The following is a 14,409-nucleotide window of genomic DNA, read 5'->3' on the forward strand; positions in this document are numbered from 1 at the left end:
TAGCATTGGACGGCTGGCTCCAGAAGGACTACTCCGCCTCGGCAGAACATCTGCGTGACGCGACGGCGGTCGACGATCGCCACCGACGTGCTCGCCGGCGGACGGCTTTCGGCGATTCTGACCAGCTGAAACTGCAGTTCGAGTCGAGGAGGGGGCGGTTGCGACAGCCACCCGGCCGTGTGATCCCCGACGCGTCGGGTCGTCTCCAGGGCCTGTCGCACGTCCTCGGTCGCGGCTGCGCGAGCCGGTACGGAGAGAAGCGAGAGCCCTCCATGAACGATCATTCGGTAACCTTGACGCGCCGGAATGGGAGTTGCTGATGGAGCCGACCGAGACCGCTCCGCCACGTCGGCAGGGTCGTGGCTCCCCCGGAGGACGACGGCCCACCTACGACTTCGAGTCCCTGCTGCCGATCGCGGTGGCGGAGTTCAACACGCGTGGCTACGACGCGACCAGCATGGATCATCTGGCGCGGACCGCGGGTATCACGAAGTCCTCCTTCTACAACCACGTGGAGGGCAAGGAAGGGCTGCTCCGTGCGGCGCTGGAGCGCGCCCTGGATCAGTTGTTCGGCATTCTGGAGGAACCCACGGCGCAGGAGGGGAGTGCTCTCGAGCGCTTGCGGCACATCATCAAGCGGCAGGTCGAGGTGCTCATGGCCGAGCTCCCGTACGTGACGCTGCTCCTCCGGGTGCGTGGCAACACCGACGTCGAGCGCTGGGCGCTCGCCCGGCGGAAGGCGTTCGACGCCACCATCGCCTCGCTCGTCGCCGACGCCGTCGCCGACGGCGAGATGGGCGACGACGTCGACCCCTGGCTGGCGGCGCGCGTCCTCTCGGGGACGGTCAACTCGCTCATCGAGTGGTACCGGCCGGGACGGGCCGACGCGCTACAACTCCCCGACCGGATCGTCGATCTCGTTTCCAGCGGAATCATCCGCCCCGCCTGATCCGATGATGCGCTTGCGCGCGGAGGGGCGCTGCGCCATCATTGGCCGAACGAACATTCGGTAGTAGAGGCGAGGCTGATGACGGCGACCGACGAACGCACTCCTACAGATCTCGAGCAGCGGTTCGACGCGACGATCGCGGCGGACCAGCGGATCGAGCCGCGGGACTGGATGCCCGAGGCCTATCGCAGGACGTTGGTCCGCCAGATCGCCCAGCACGCGCACTCGGAGATCATCGGGATGCAGCCGGAGGGCAACTGGCTGTTGCGTGCGCCGTCGCTGCGGCGACGGGCGATCCTGCTGGCCAAGGTGCAGGACGAGGCCGGCCACGGTATGTACCTTTATGCGGCCGCGGAGACTCTCGGTGTCGACCGCGAGGAGCTCACCGAGAAGCTGATCGACTCCAAGCAGAAGTACAGCTCGATCTTCAACTATCCGACGTTGTCCTGGGCCGACATCGGCGTCATCGGGTGGCTGGTCGACGGCGCGGCGATCGCGAACCAGGTCCCGCTGTGCCGCTGTTCCTACGGGCCCTACGCCCGGGCGATGATCCGCATCTGCAAGGAGGAGTCGTTCCACCAGCGTCAGGGCTATGAGTCGCTGCTCGCGCTGACCGCGGGGACCGAGGCGCAGAAGCGCATGGTGCAGGAGTCGGTGGACCGCTGGTGGTGGCCGTCGCTGATGATGTTCGGCCCGGCCGACGGCGACTCGCCCAACACCCACCAGTCGATGGCGTGGGGTATCAAGCGCCACACCAACGACGAGCTGCGCCAGCGGTTCGTGGACATGACCGTCCCGCAGGCGGCGGTGCTGGGTGTCACGTTGCCCGACCCGGACCTGCGCTGGAACTCCGAGCGGCAGGCGCACGACTTCGGTGAGCCGGACTGGTCGGAGTTCACCGCCGTGGTCTCCGGGGCGGGGCCGGCGAACCGGCAGCGGCTGGACCACCGGCGCCGTGCCCACGAGGGCGGCGCGTGGGTGCGTGAGGCGGCCCGCGCCTACGCCGACAAGGAGGCTGCGCGGGCGATGAGCACCCGGCCGGGCGCGGGAGCGAGTGCAGGCACGAGCACCGAGGGGGGCCGGGCGTGATCCCGAGCGAGGACAGCACCGACATCACCGAGGTGACCGCGGAGGGCGGCCACGGCGCCGTGCCGACGACGGGTGTCGAGACCGGGCAGGGCGAGCGGCCGAGCCGTCGCGCGTGGCCGCTCTACGAGGTGTTCGTGCGCGGCAAGCGCGGGCTCAACCACGTCCACGTCGGGTCGCTGCACGCCGCGGACGACGAGATGGCCCTGCACAACGCCCGCGACGTCTACACCCGCCGCAACGAGGGCGTGAGCATCTGGGTGGTGCGCGCCGAGGCGATCACCGCGTCCAGCCCGGACGAGAAGGACCCGTTCTTCGCCCCGAGCGGGGACAAGGTCTACCGGCACCCGACGTTCTACGCGATCCCCGAGGAGGTGCCGCACCTGTGAGCGGTTCGGTCTATGACGGCCTCACCACCGACGGCGACGACCCGCGGTGGGCGTTCGGGTCGGGGTTCGAGGACAGCGAGGCGGACATCGTCGCGCCGGTTCCCACGGGCACCGATCCGGCGGACCTCGCGCAGTACTGCCTGATGCTCGGTGACGACGCTCTGGTCCTGTCCCACCGGCTGACCGAGTGGGTCTCCAACGCCCCGGAGCTGGAGGAGGAGGTCGCGCTCGCCAACACCGCGCTCGACCTGCTCGGCCAGGCCCGGGTGCTGCTGTCGCGCGCCGGGCACCTGACCGGCCGCGACGAGGACGCGCTGGCCTACTGGCGCGAGGTGTCGGAGTTCCGCTGCGTCGGGCTCGTCGAGCCGTCCGACGACCTGGACTTCGCCCGCGCGATCGCCCGGCTGCTGGTGTTCTCCACCTGGCGCCTGGCACTGCTGTACCGGCTGCAGGGCTCGGCCGACCCGGTGGTCGCCGCCGTCGCCGCGAAGGGGGTCAAGGAGGTCACCTACCACCGCGACCACGCCGCGCGGTGGACGCTGCGCCTCGGCGACGGCACGCCGGAGTCGCACGAGCGGATGCAGGAGGCGCTGGAGTGGGTGTGGCCGCACCTCGGCGAGCTGTTCCGCACCACCGACACCGAGCGACGCCTGGTCGACGCCGGTGTCGCCGTCGACCCGGCGGACACCCGTGAGGAGGTCGACGCCGTCCTCGCGCAGGTGATCGGGCGCGCCACGCTGACCGTGCCGCAAATCCCGCCCACCGGCACGATCGGGGGCCGCGGCGGCCGCCAGGGCGTGCACACCGAGGCCCTCGAGCACGTTCTTGCGGTCCTGCAGAGCCTCGCTCGCAAGCACCCTGCGGCAACGTGGTGACGGTCATGACCCTCCCGGATCTGGGTGCCCGCGACGTCGTCGCCGGAGTGCTCGACCCCGAGATGCCGATGCTGACACTCGACGACCTCGGGGTGATCCGGTCGGTGTCCGAGCGTGACGGCCATGTCGTGGTCACCATCACCCCGACCTACTCCGGCTGTCCGGCGATCGAGGAGATGCGGGCGGACATCGCGCGTGCCCTCACCGACGCCGGCTACAGCGGTGTCGAGGTGCGTACGGTCCTCGCGCCCGCCTGGAGCACCGACTGGATCAGCGAGACAGGGCGGCGCAAGCTCGCCGAGGCCGGCGTCGCACCGCCCGGCCGGGCCACACCGCACGCTCCGGGGCCGGTCCCGCTGACGCTGGACCCGCCGTCGGCCGTCGTGTGCTGCCCGCAGTGCGGGTCACCGGCCACCGAGGAGTTCTCCCGTTTCGGACCGACCGCGTGCACCGCCCTGCGCCGGTGCACCGCCTGCCGGGAGCCGTTCGAGCACATGAAGGAGATCTGAGGTGCGGCCCCATCCGATCGACTCGACGATGCCGCTGCGCCGGAGGACGCCATGACTGTCACCGATCTTTCCCACTCGGAACCCGGAACCGGATTGCCCGAGGGCTTCCACCACCTGGCCGTGAGCAGCGTCGAGCGGCTGTGCGACGACGCGGTCGCGGTCAGCTTCGAGGTGCCGGAGGAGTTGCGGACCCACTACGACTTTCGCCCGGGCCAGTACCTCACCCTGCGGAAGAGCGTCGACGGCAGTGAGGAGCGCCGGTCCTACTCGATCTGTTCGTCGGCCGGAACCGCACCGCGGGTCGGTGTCCGCAGGGTCGACGGCGGCCTGTTCTCCGAGTGGCTCGTGGACGCGGTGGCCGCCGGGGACCAGATCGAGGTCGGGCCGCCGAGCGGATCGTTCACGCCTGAGCTGCGGGCCGGTGCCCACTACGGGCTCGTCGCCGCAGGATCCGGCATCACCCCGATGCTGTCGATCGCGGGATCCGTGCTGGCGGCACACGCCGACACCCGGGTCACCCTCGTCTACGGCAACAGGCGCACCGACACGGTGATGTTCACCGAGGAGCTCGCCGACCTCAAGAACGCCTACGGTCCGCGTCTTCACCTGCTCACCGTGCTCTCGCGGGAACCCACCGAGGCCGAGATCCTCAACGGGCGTCTCGACGCCGAGCGGTTGCGCATCCTGCTGACCGCCCTCGTCGATGTCGACGGCGTGGACGAGTGGTGGCTGTGCGGCCCGCTGGGGATGACCGACGACGCCGGCACGGTTCTGGGGGAACTCGGAGTAGACGGGAAGAGGATCCACCGCGAGCTCTTCTACGTCGGTGAGCCGCCGCCGGAACTGCGCCGCGACGACGAGGAGGAACCGGCCGACGGCACCGGTAGTGACGTCACCGTCGTCCTCAACGGACGGTCGACCACGCTGTCGCTGCCGCGCAACGAGTTCGTCCTCGATGCCGCGCAGAAGGTCCGCGGGGACCTCCCGTTCGCGTGCAAGGGTGGGGTCTGCGGCACATGCCGGGCGAGGGTCGTCGACGGTGAGATCGAGATGCGCCGAAACTTCGCTCTCGAGGACGACGAGGTGGCCGCGGGGTTCGTGCTCACCTGCCAGACGCGGCCGGTGTCGGACACCGTGACGATCGACTTCGATGCCTGAACTCGTCCGGGTCGCGGACCTCGCCGGTGTCCGCACGCTCACACTCGACGATCCTCGTCGGCGCAACGCCCTCTCGGCCGCACTCCGCCGTGAGCTGCGGGATGCGGTCGTCGACGCGATGGCCGACGACGAGGTCCGTGTCATCGTGCTCGCCGGTGCCGGAGGGTTCTTCTGCTCGGGCGGCGACATCTCGGCCATGCTGGACGACGAGCAGCCCACGGTGCACCGGCTGCAGGTGCTGGCCGATCTCGTCGAGGCCGTCGTCGCCGGACCGCTTCCCGTGGTGGCCGCCGTCGAGGGCGGGGCCTACGGGGCCGGCCTCTCCCTGGCAGCTGCGTGCGACCACGTCGTCGCGGCCCGGGACGCCCGGCTGTGTGCTTCCTTCGGCGCTGTCGGCCTCGCGGGTGACGGCGGCATCTTCTGGAGCCTTCCGCAGCGTGTCGGTAGCGGCCGCGCCAGGGAGATGCTGCTGTTCGGCAACGTGGTCGGGGCCGAGCGCGCGGAAGACATCGGCCTCGTCGACCACGTCGTCGACCCGGGCACCGCGCTGGAGATCGCGCAGGGCCGGGCCGCCGCACTCGCGGCACGCTCGCGGCCGGCCCTGTCCACGGTCAAGTCGGCGTTCGTCGAGACCGGCGAGTCCCTTCACGGAGCGCTGGCCCGGGAGTCGAGGGGCCAGCGCTCGTTGTTCGACGGGCCGGACCTCCGTGAAGGTGTCGCTGCGTTCCAGGAGAAGCGCACGCCGACCTTCCGCGCCTGACCGGGTCGAATACCATAGAACTAAGTAGTTAATAACTAAGTAGTCTCTGGTAGTGTGAGCGCGTGCGTCACCACGATTTGGCCGTCATCGGGGCCGGTTCCGGAAGCTCGATCATCGACAGCAGGTTCGACCATCTCGACGTAGCCGTCGTCGAGCACGGGCGCTTCGGCGGGACCTGTCTGAACGTCGGTTGCATCCCCACCAAGATGTACGTGCACGCTGCGCACGTCGCGGACACCGTCCGCGAGGCGCACCGGTACGGCATCGACGCCACCGTGGACAAGGTGCGGTGGGCAGACATCCGGGAGCGGATCTTCGGTCGGATCGACCCCATCTCCGAGGGGGTCCGTGAGTACCGGAACGATCCGGTCCGGACGCCCAACGTCACCACCTACGAGGGCAGCGCGCACTTCACCGGCCCGCATGCGGTCCGGGTCGACCTGCCCGGGGGAGCCACCGACGAGTTCACGGCGGACCGGATCCTCATCGCCGCGGGCGCCAGGCCCGACGTGCCGGAGGTCGTCGCGGAGTCCGGCGTGCCGTTCGAGACCTCCGACACCGTCATGCGCCTGTCCGAGGTACCAGGGCGGCTCGTCGTTCTCGGTGGGGGCTTCATCGGTGCGGAGTTCGCACACGTCTTCTCCGCACTCGGCTCGGCCGTGACCGTTGTCAGCCAGGGCCCCGCGCTGCTGCGCCGCGAGGACGAGGACGTGTCCGCAGCCTTCACGCGGATGGCCCAGGAACGGTGGGACGTCAGGCTCGGCGCCCGGGTCACCGCGCTGACCGGTACGCCCGGCGACATCCGGGTCGAGCTGTCCGACGGCTCGGTGGTGGAGGCGGACACCTTGCTCGTCGCGACCGGCCGGCGTCCGAACGGCGATCTGCTCGAGGTCGAGAACGCCGGGATCCCACTGCATCCGGACGGCCGCGTCGTGGTCGACGAGTACCAGCGGACCCCGGTCGACGGGATCTTCGCGATCGGCGATGTCAGCTCGCCGTTCCAGCTCAAGCACGTCGCCAACCACGAGAAGAGGGTCGTCGCCCACAACCTGCTCCACCCCGACGACCTGCGCCGTACCGATCACCGGTTCGTGCCGTCGGCGGTGTTCACCACCCCTCCGATCGCGAGCGTCGGAATGACCGAGCGCCAGTGCAAGGACCTGGGCCTGGACCACGCCGTCGCGATCCAGCGCTTCGCCGATGTCGCGTACGGCTGGGCGCTGGAGGACACGACGGGCTTCGTCAAGCTCATTGCCGACCGCACCAGCGGACTGTTGCTGGGGGCCCACATCATCGGTCCCGAGGCATCGACGCTGATCCAGCTGCTGATCCAGGCCATGGCCTACGAGCAGGACGTTCGCGAGCTCGTCCGTCGGCAGTACTGGATCCACCCGGCCCTGCCCGAGGTCGTCGAGAACGCCCTCCTGGGACTCGAGTTCTGAACAGATGACGGACAGGGAGAGTGGGATGTCCGCAGACATCGCTGTGAACAGGAACGGCGCCGAAGACCGCTTCGAGATCACCGTCGACGGGCACTCGGCGGGTCGGCTCCTGTACATCGACCGCGGAGGACGGCGAATCCTGCACCACACCGAGATCGACAGTGCCTACGGGGGGCGCGGCCTGGCGGGGACGCTCGTCGCCTCGGCGGTCGAGGAGTCACGGCGAGACGGATGGCGCATCGTTCCCGTGTGTGAGTACGTCCAGCGTTGGCTCGGCAGGCACCGGGAGTTCGAGGACGTCGTCGATCCCGTGACCACGGACGCGATCCAGGCGGCCGAGGGCGCTCAGGGCTGAGGCCGCGCGGCGGGCCGGACGGCAGCGTCGAGCAGCCACCCGGATCTCCCGGGACGAGACGCCAGGTGCGACACCGACAGCGCGCCGCCTCGCCGGTATCGACCGATCACAGGTAGGCCCCGGTTCCGACGGAACCGGGGCCTACCTGTGATCCGGGGTGCTCCGACCGGCGCTCTCAGTCGGCGACGGAGAGCAGAGCGATGGTGCGAAGCGACGCCACGGTGTGCGTGAGCAGACCCTTGACGACGAGCTCTCCGCCGAGGATCTGCCCCAGGACCTTCGCCCCACGCCTGGTGAAGAACCCGACGGGTGCGAGGCCGCCTGCCTTCATCCTGAGCTGGGACACGTCGAGGATCTGGTCGACGGTGGCGTGCACAGCCACGCTGGGATCGCCGTGGACACCGTTCCGGAGGGTCACGCCGTGGTGCGAGAACTCGACGGTCGCCTGGGTCCCGGTGTCCGTGCTGATCACGGCCACCGGCCGGGACATGCTTCGGGCGACGCGGACCAGTTCGGGCTTGGCGGCGAAGTTCTGTGCGAGCAGCATGCTCAGGATGTTGGCGACGCCATTGGCCTCGTCGCCGTCGTGGCACGTGACGGTGTACGTCTGCGTGTCATCGGCCATGTCTGGATCCGATCTAGGAGACGACGCGGTGCGCCGTCCGGGCAACAGCGGGACTGCCGAGGCGGGCGGGCGTGGTGATCGTGAGCCGTCGCCCGCGATCGACGTGTCACGCCAGGGGAATCAGACGTCCCAGTCGGTGTCGATCTGACCGAACGTCCGCAGGAAGTGGTTGAAGGCCTCGGCGTTGCGGATGGCGAGCTGAACGTTGCCCTCCACCAGCTTCAGCTGGCCGCCCATGAGTAGCTTCCCCGCCTCCGACCTCCCCTCGGCGGCCTCGCGGTAGTACTCGACCTTCGACACCAGGCCGAAGTCGACCGTGCCGGTGGACGGCGTGTTGCTCCACTCGGTGAGCTTGCCGCCCTTGAAGGTGAAGTACGTCGTGACGTCCTTGTCCTGCAGCCCGAGGAACATCGGGTGATCGAAACTTTCGGGGTCCTGGAACCCGTCGTACACGGCCTGGTTGGCGTTGATGGCCTCCATAGCGGCGGCGCACCACTCGTCGGACAGGAACGTGAGTGCCATGCGGTTTGCTCCTCTTGACATCGTCGTACCGAGGTTGCCGGTGTGATCCCGCGATGGGAGCGGGGAGAGCCGCCGGCTACGTCGCATTCTGGGGACTCCGGCAGATGCAACCTCCGTCGACAACGGCTCAAACCGGTCGGTCCTCTCCTCGTTCGGAGTGGTTGACGTGATCGACCACTGGTCGGTGCTCTCCTGTCGCGGGGTCTGACTCGGGCGGTGGGCGCGTGTGTCGACCCGACGGCGGAGGATCAGGCTTTCGTCGGTGTGGGCCGAGACGGACCGTGCGCGGACACACGATGCACCGGGGACCGCCAGGGCGGTGCTGACGGTCGTGGAGGAGGACACGGCGAGGGACCGGGAGACGGCGGGCCCGGCACAATCGGGCCCGGGGTGCCCGGGCCTCCGGGCGTGCGATCTATCGTCGAGATGGTGAGCATCGACGGCAACTCCCCCCGGCCCCGCCGGGGCCGGCCCCGCGACCGCTCCAAGGATGTCGCGGTGCTCGACGCGACGGTTCGGCTGCTCGCCGTCGCCGGCATCGCCGGCACCTCCATGGACCGGGTCGCGGCCGATGCGGGCGTGTCCAAGGTGACCGTCTACACCAGGTGGGCGAGCAAGTCCGAGCTGATCGGCGCAGCGCTCAACCGGCTGCAGGTCGAGCACGTCCCCGACCCGATCGGTGTCGTGCGCGACGACCTCGTCGCCCACCTCGACGCGATGTGCCGCCAGTACGACGAGGTCGGCGGAATGGCGATCATCGGCAACTGTCTGGCCGAGGAACCCCGTTCCGGGGAGCTGCTCGCCACGATCCGGGCCAGTACCCTGCTGCCTCGCCGGTCGCTGCTGGCCGCGGTGCTGCGCGCCGGTGTCGAGCGGGGCGAGCTCGACGCCGGCCTCGACGTCGAGCGCGTCGTGAGCATGCTGCTCGGGAGCCTCTACGCCGACCACCTCGCGGGGCGCCCGGTGGGGCCCGGGTGGGCGGCCGGCGTCATCGACGAGTTCTTGCGCCCGCACCGCGCCGCGCCGCCGGGCTGACCCGGACGATTCGGACCGATCGCCTCTGTATCGGCCCGTCCGAACCTCTCATCGCAGGTCACGACACGGCCCGGATCGCACCGGCGGCGGCCGGGCGTTGACGCGCACGCATCCGGGGTGCATTCCTGTACTACGCAGTTCAGCTATTGCGTGGACGAGGAGGTCCGTGGCGTCATGCAGTTCCTGCGCAACACCTGGTACCTGGTGGCCTGGTCGGGCGACCTGAAGCCGGGCGACATGCTCGCCCGCACGGTCCTCGAACGGCCGTTGCTGCTGATCCGCGATGCCGAGGGGGCGGTGAGTGCCCTGGACGACCGGTGCCCGCACCGGTTCGCCCCGCTGTCGCGGGGCCGGTTCGACGGTTCGACGATCGCGTGCGGCTACCACGGTCTGGAGTTCGACACCGGCGGGGCGTGCGTGCGCAACCCGCACGGCGACGGCAGCGTCCCGGCCGCCGCGGCGGTCCGGGCGCACACCGTCGTCGAGCGGCACGGGGGAATCTGGTGGTGGGCCGGGGACCGCGCGCCGGACGAGCGGCTGCTGCCCGACTTCGGCAATCTGGACGCCGAGGACGCGAACACCCGCCGCGACCACCTGGTGATGGACGCGCCGTTCGACCTGATCATCGACAACCTGCTCGACTGCAGCCACACGAGCTTCCTGCACGACGGCATCCTGGGGAACGCCGAGATGCTGGGCGTGCAGACCACCGTCCGCCAGGACGGGGACACGATCAACGTCGTGCGGGAGGCGGGTCCGGTACCACCGCCGGGGATGTTCGACATGCTGTTCCGCGCCGACGGCGAGCCCGTCGACACCTGGACCGACTTCCGCTGGAATCCGCCGTCGCACCTGCTGCTCGACGTCGGTGTCACCGCGCCGGGACGTCCGCGGGACGAGGGTGCGGGCTACCTGGGGACCCACATCCTGACCCCGGAGACGGCGACGAGCACGCACTACTTCACGACGGCGTCGCGCTGGGGCATCCGGCCCGGGACCGAGACCGAGCAGATGCGGCTGCAGATCTCGGACATGCGCCGGTTCGCCTTCGAGGAGCAGGACGAACCGATGGTGCGGGCCCAGCACGCGACGATCGAGGCGTTCACCCGGGCCGACGGCGACCTGCCGAGGCCCCTGATGCTGGAGACCGACGCCGGCGTGGTGCGCTGGCACCGGATCATGGACCGGCTGCTGGACGCCGACACCGCACCGCAGGATCGCGTCGACGCCACGCCCGCGACCGTCGGGCGCGGGTTCGTCGCCGCCGAGGTCGTCGAGATCACCGACGAGGCCGTCGGCGTCCGGGGTCTGCGCCTGCGCCGCCGCGACGGCGGGTCGTGGCCCGCCGTGGAGCCCGGCAGCCATGTCGACCTCCGCCTCCCCGGCGGTCTCGTACGCCAGTACTCGCTGACCGACGACGCCGCCACCGGTACCTACGCCCTCGCCGTCCAGCGCGAACCGCACTCGCGCGGCGGTTCCGCGGCGGTCCACGCCCTCGCCGTCGGTGACACCGTGGAGGTCGCGGGCCCGCGCAACGACTTCCCACTACGGCCTGCGTCGCGCCACCTTCTCGTCGCCGGCGGAATCGGCATCACCCCGATCCTGGCGATGCTGCGCCGCCTGCACGCGACCGGTGCCGACGTCGAGCTGCACTACTTCGCCCGCTCCGTCGAGCGTGCCGCCTTCCACGGCCTTCTCATGACCGGACCGTTCGCCGCGCACACCCGGACCCACCTCGGACTGGATCCGGCCGGGACGACGGCCGTCCTCGACGACCTGCTGGGCCGCCCCGGTGACGACGAGCGGGTCCACGTGTGCGGCCCGGCCGGGCTGATCGACGCCGTGCACGCGGCGGCGCGCCGCCACGGCCGGCCTCCCGGGTCCGTCCACGACGAGCGCTTCGTCGCCGAGCCGGCCGTGCCCGCGGGCGCCACCGGGTTCGACGTCGTGCTCGCCCGCTCCGGCGCCACCGTCGCGGTCGGGACGGACGAGTCGGTGCTCGACGCCCTGGACCGGGCGGGGATCGATGCGGACCGTTCCTGCGAGCAGGGCGTCTGCGGCACCTGTGTGACCGGGGTCCTCGGCGGCGACATCGAGCACCGCGACTCGTACCTGACCCCCGAGGAGCGGCGGGCCGGCGACCGGATGGCGCTGTGCGTGTCGCGCTGCGCCGGTCCGGAACTGCACCTCGACCTCTGAGCTCCGCCCGCCGACGAGGCGGCCCCCTGAACCATCCCCGGCCGGGACGTCCCCGGCCGGGCGATCCCCCGCCCTCATGGAGGACACCGATGTCCGACTCCCTGCTGCCCCACGACCCCACCACCGCCGAGTCTGCCGTCGCGTCGGCACCGACCGCGCCGCCCCCGACGGACCGGGCGCGCCGTCGCGCCGTCACGGCGGTCGCGATCGGCAACCTGCTCGAGTGGTACGACTTCGCCGTCTACGCCGGGCTCGCTGCGGTGCTCGCGACGCTGTTCTTCCCCGCCGGCGACCCGCTGGTCTCGTTGCTCGCGTCGTTCTCCGTGTTCGCGGTCGGGTTCGCCTCCCGCCCGGTCGGCGCGATCGTGTTCGGCCGCATGGCGGACCGGCACGGGCGCCGCCCGACCCTGCTGGTCGTCATCACGCTCATGGGCGTGGCGACCGTCCTCATCGGCGTCATGCCCACCTACGCGACCGCGGGGATCTGGGCGGCGCTGCTGCTGACCCTCGCCCGCACTGCGCAGGGTCTTTCCGTCGGCGGGGAGTTCAGCTCCTCGACCGCGTTCCTCGTCGAGTTCGCCCCCGCCGGGCGACGCGGCCTCTACGGCTCGATCGCCTACCTCACTGCGTGCCTCGGGTCCTTCGTCGGTCTCGCCGTCGTCTTCGTCGTCCGGATGTTGTCGACCCCGGAGTTCCTCGCGACCTGGGGCTGGCGGATCCCGTTCCTGCTGAGCTTCCCGCTGCTGGCGATCGGTCTCTACATCCGGCTGCGGGTCCACGAGTCGCCCGCGTTCACCGGCACGGCGGCCGCGCCGGACGCCGGTCCGCTCACGACGAGCCTGCGTACCCAGCGTCGCGGCCTGCTGTCGCTGTTCGGGATCACGATCGGTTTCGCGGTCTGCTCGTACACCGTCCTGGCGTTCGTGGTCAGCTACCTGACCACCGTCCTGGCTCTCCCGGCGTCGACCGCGTTCCCCGCGATCCTCCTCGCGACGTTCGTGGGCTCGCTGGCCATCCCGCTGTTCGGGGCGCTGTCCGACCGCGTCGGTCGCCGGCCGGTGATCGTCGCGGGCTCGATCGGCACCGCGTGCGCCGCCGTCCCCGCCTATCTGCTGCTGGGCACCGGGACCTTCGGCGGGATCGTCGCCGGACAGCTGCTGGTCTGGCTGTTCGTGGCGATGCTGTGCGGGGCGTGCCCGGCCGCGTTCGCCGAGATGTTCCCGACCCGCCTGCGGACGACGGCCGTCGGGGTGTCCTACTCGCTGGCTCTCGCCCTGTTCGGCGGGACCACCCCGTTCGTCTCGGCCTGGCTGATCGGGGCGACCGGTTCGCCGATCGCCCCGGCCGCCTTCGTCGTGGTGACCGCGTTGATCAGCACGGTCGCTGCACTGCGGATGCGGGAGACCGTCGGCCGCGGGCTGCCGACCTGACCCCGCGGACGCGCGGAGCTGGAGCGCACTGTGACCACGGAGCAGCTGCCGTTCTGGCCGCGGCGGAACCACGGTGATCGCCGTGCGAGCCCGCCTCGTGCTTCCCACGGTCCGCGGTCCATCACTCGATAGGGTGACGGACGGCGTGGGTGGTGTGTCGTTGGTGGTTCAGGTGCGCCGGTACGACGCCCGTTCCGAGCCCGATCTCGGTGGCACGGCCCCGGACCCGGTCGTCCCGTCGGGCCGACACGAGGAGTTCTCGTGTTCCACGGATTCAGCAAGAAGTTCCTGAACGACTCCATCGAGCGCAGCACCGACAACGCGATGGACCGCCGGCGGTTCCTGCGCGTGGCGGGTCCGACCGGAGCGGGGTGGCCGGCCTCGTGCTGAACTTCGCCCTCAACCTCGAGTACCTGGAGGCCGAGTTCTACCTGCGCGCCCTCACGGGAAACGGTCTGAAGGACTCCCAGATCGACGGGAAGGGCGACCTGGGCGGCGTCACCGGGGGCTACATGGTCTCGTTCGAGACCAAGCTCGGCCGCCAGCACGCCGAGGAGATCGCCCGGGAGGACGGCTGCGGCGGCATTCCCGACGCCGAGCTCCTGCGGATCTTCGAGGTCGGGTTCCGCGGAACCGGCGCCCGCACGCCCACCGACCGGGCCTGGGCGGGACTGGGTCTCGCCGTCGCCCGTGGTCTCGTGCACGCCCAGGGCGGCACGCTCTCGATCGTCGACCACGGACCCGGCTGCCGGGCCGAGATCCGGCTGCCCCCACCCGACGCACACCCCGGTCCGCGGCCGGCGACCCCGGGGCACACCGGCGACCCCACCTGGGCGCACCGTCGGCGACGGGCCCCGGACGGATCGGGCGGGACCGCTCCGCCCACGGACCTTCCGCCCCTCGGAGCGGTCGACGGGGAGGTCCGTTCGCCCGTACCGGCGGTCCGCGAGCGCAGGTCGACGACCCACTGACCGGCCGTGATGCGCCGGCGCAGCTCGGCCGGGTCGTCCGGCTCCGGCGCGGAGAGGTCGACCGGGGCCGGACCGGCGACGGTGGCCGGACCCCTGTGGACGTA

At 70.9% G+C, this 14,409-nt stretch carries 16 protein-coding genes; 14 read left to right on the top strand and 2 right to left on the bottom strand.

Annotated elements, in window-relative coordinates; all coding sequences use genetic code 11:
• Positions 1–319 precede the first annotated feature (319 nt).
• From KPF22_RS03040 to KPF22_RS03080, 9 genes are all read left to right on the top strand, one after another.
• Positions 320–949 (top strand): TetR/AcrR family transcriptional regulator, encoded by a 630-nt coding sequence (locus tag KPF22_RS03040; protein ID WP_224401166.1) that lies wholly within the window; start codon positions 320–322, stop codon positions 947–949.
• Between the two features lie 78 nt (positions 950–1,027).
• Positions 1,028–2,038, top strand: coding sequence for a 1,2-phenylacetyl-CoA epoxidase subunit PaaA (paaA, locus tag KPF22_RS03045; RefSeq protein WP_224401167.1), 1,011 nt, complete (start codon positions 1,028–1,030; stop codon positions 2,036–2,038).
• Between the two features lie 23 nt (positions 2,039–2,061).
• Positions 2,062–2,424, top strand: coding sequence for a 1,2-phenylacetyl-CoA epoxidase subunit PaaB (gene paaB / locus KPF22_RS03050; RefSeq protein WP_224402366.1), 363 nt, complete (start codon positions 2,062–2,064; stop codon positions 2,422–2,424).
• Positions 2,421–3,299, top strand: a complete 879-nt coding sequence (paaC, locus tag KPF22_RS03055; RefSeq protein WP_224401168.1) for a 1,2-phenylacetyl-CoA epoxidase subunit PaaC — start codon at positions 2,421–2,423, stop codon at positions 3,297–3,299. Before paaB ends, paaC begins: the two co-directional genes overlap by 4 nt.
• Before the next feature lie 5 nt (positions 3,300–3,304).
• Positions 3,305–3,808 carry a 1,2-phenylacetyl-CoA epoxidase subunit PaaD gene (gene paaD / locus KPF22_RS03060; RefSeq protein ID WP_224401169.1) on the top strand — a complete coding sequence of 168 codons (504 nt, stop codon included), beginning with the start codon at positions 3,305–3,307 and terminating at the stop codon, positions 3,806–3,808.
• A 51-nt stretch (positions 3,809–3,859) separates the two neighbouring features.
• Positions 3,860–4,966 carry a 1,2-phenylacetyl-CoA epoxidase subunit PaaE gene (gene paaE / locus KPF22_RS03065; protein ID WP_224401170.1) on the top strand — a complete coding sequence of 369 codons (1,107 nt, stop codon included), beginning with the start codon at positions 3,860–3,862 and terminating at the stop codon, positions 4,964–4,966.
• A complete protein-coding gene (locus KPF22_RS03070; protein WP_224401171.1) occupies positions 4,959–5,726 on the top strand; it encodes an enoyl-CoA hydratase/isomerase family protein in 768 nt (255 codons plus the stop codon). Before paaE ends, KPF22_RS03070 begins: the two co-directional genes overlap by 8 nt.
• Before the next feature lie 62 nt (positions 5,727–5,788).
• On the top strand, positions 5,789–7,168 hold the full coding sequence (locus KPF22_RS03075) for a mycothione reductase (protein WP_224401172.1): 1,380 nt from the start codon (positions 5,789–5,791) through the stop codon (positions 7,166–7,168).
• A gap of 25 nt (positions 7,169–7,193) precedes the next feature.
• Positions 7,194–7,523 (top strand): GNAT family N-acetyltransferase, encoded by a 330-nt coding sequence (locus KPF22_RS03080; RefSeq protein ID WP_224401173.1) that lies wholly within the window; start codon positions 7,194–7,196, stop codon positions 7,521–7,523.
• Positions 7,524–7,698: 175 nt separating this feature from the next.
• On the opposite strand, the gene KPF22_RS03085 is transcribed toward KPF22_RS03080, so the two are convergent.
• Both KPF22_RS03085 and KPF22_RS03090 read right to left on the bottom strand, forming a co-directional pair.
• Positions 7,699–8,148 (bottom strand): hypothetical protein, encoded by a 450-nt coding sequence (locus tag KPF22_RS03085; RefSeq protein ID WP_224401174.1) that lies wholly within the window; start codon positions 8,146–8,148, stop codon positions 7,699–7,701.
• Positions 8,149–8,268: 120 nt separating this feature from the next.
• Positions 8,269–8,670, bottom strand: coding sequence for an SCP2 sterol-binding domain-containing protein (locus KPF22_RS03090; protein WP_224401175.1), 402 nt, complete (start codon positions 8,668–8,670; stop codon positions 8,269–8,271).
• Between the two features lie 426 nt (positions 8,671–9,096).
• Between KPF22_RS03090 and KPF22_RS03095 the strand changes: the two genes are divergently transcribed.
• The 5 genes from KPF22_RS03095 (at position 9,097) to KPF22_RS03110 (ending at position 14,305) form a co-directional block, all read left to right on the top strand.
• A complete protein-coding gene (locus tag KPF22_RS03095; protein ID WP_224401176.1) occupies positions 9,097–9,705 on the top strand; it encodes a TetR/AcrR family transcriptional regulator in 609 nt (202 codons plus the stop codon).
• A 150-nt stretch (positions 9,706–9,855) separates the two neighbouring features.
• The gene (locus KPF22_RS03100) at positions 9,856–11,904 is read left to right on the top strand and encodes a Rieske 2Fe-2S domain-containing protein (RefSeq protein WP_224401177.1); all 2,049 of its coding nucleotides are present in this window, start codon (positions 9,856–9,858) and stop codon (positions 11,902–11,904) included.
• A gap of 89 nt (positions 11,905–11,993) precedes the next feature.
• Positions 11,994–13,334, top strand: a complete 1,341-nt coding sequence (locus KPF22_RS03105) for an MFS transporter (protein WP_224401178.1) — start codon at positions 11,994–11,996, stop codon at positions 13,332–13,334.
• A 261-nt stretch (positions 13,335–13,595) separates the two neighbouring features.
• Positions 13,596–13,724 (top strand): hypothetical protein, encoded by a 129-nt coding sequence (locus KPF22_RS31800; RefSeq protein WP_255624143.1) that lies wholly within the window; start codon positions 13,596–13,598, stop codon positions 13,722–13,724.
• Positions 13,706–14,305: a ferritin-like domain-containing protein gene (locus KPF22_RS03110; protein WP_224401179.1), complete on the top strand. Its 600-nt coding sequence runs from the start codon at positions 13,706–13,708 to the stop codon at positions 14,303–14,305. Before KPF22_RS31800 ends, KPF22_RS03110 begins: the two co-directional genes overlap by 19 nt.
• Positions 14,306–14,409 lie beyond the last annotated feature (104 nt).

It is taken from the genome of Pseudonocardia sp. ICBG1034, assembly GCF_020131375.1.
Classification (GTDB): Bacteria; Actinomycetota; Actinomycetes; order Mycobacteriales; family Pseudonocardiaceae; genus Pseudonocardia; species Pseudonocardia alni.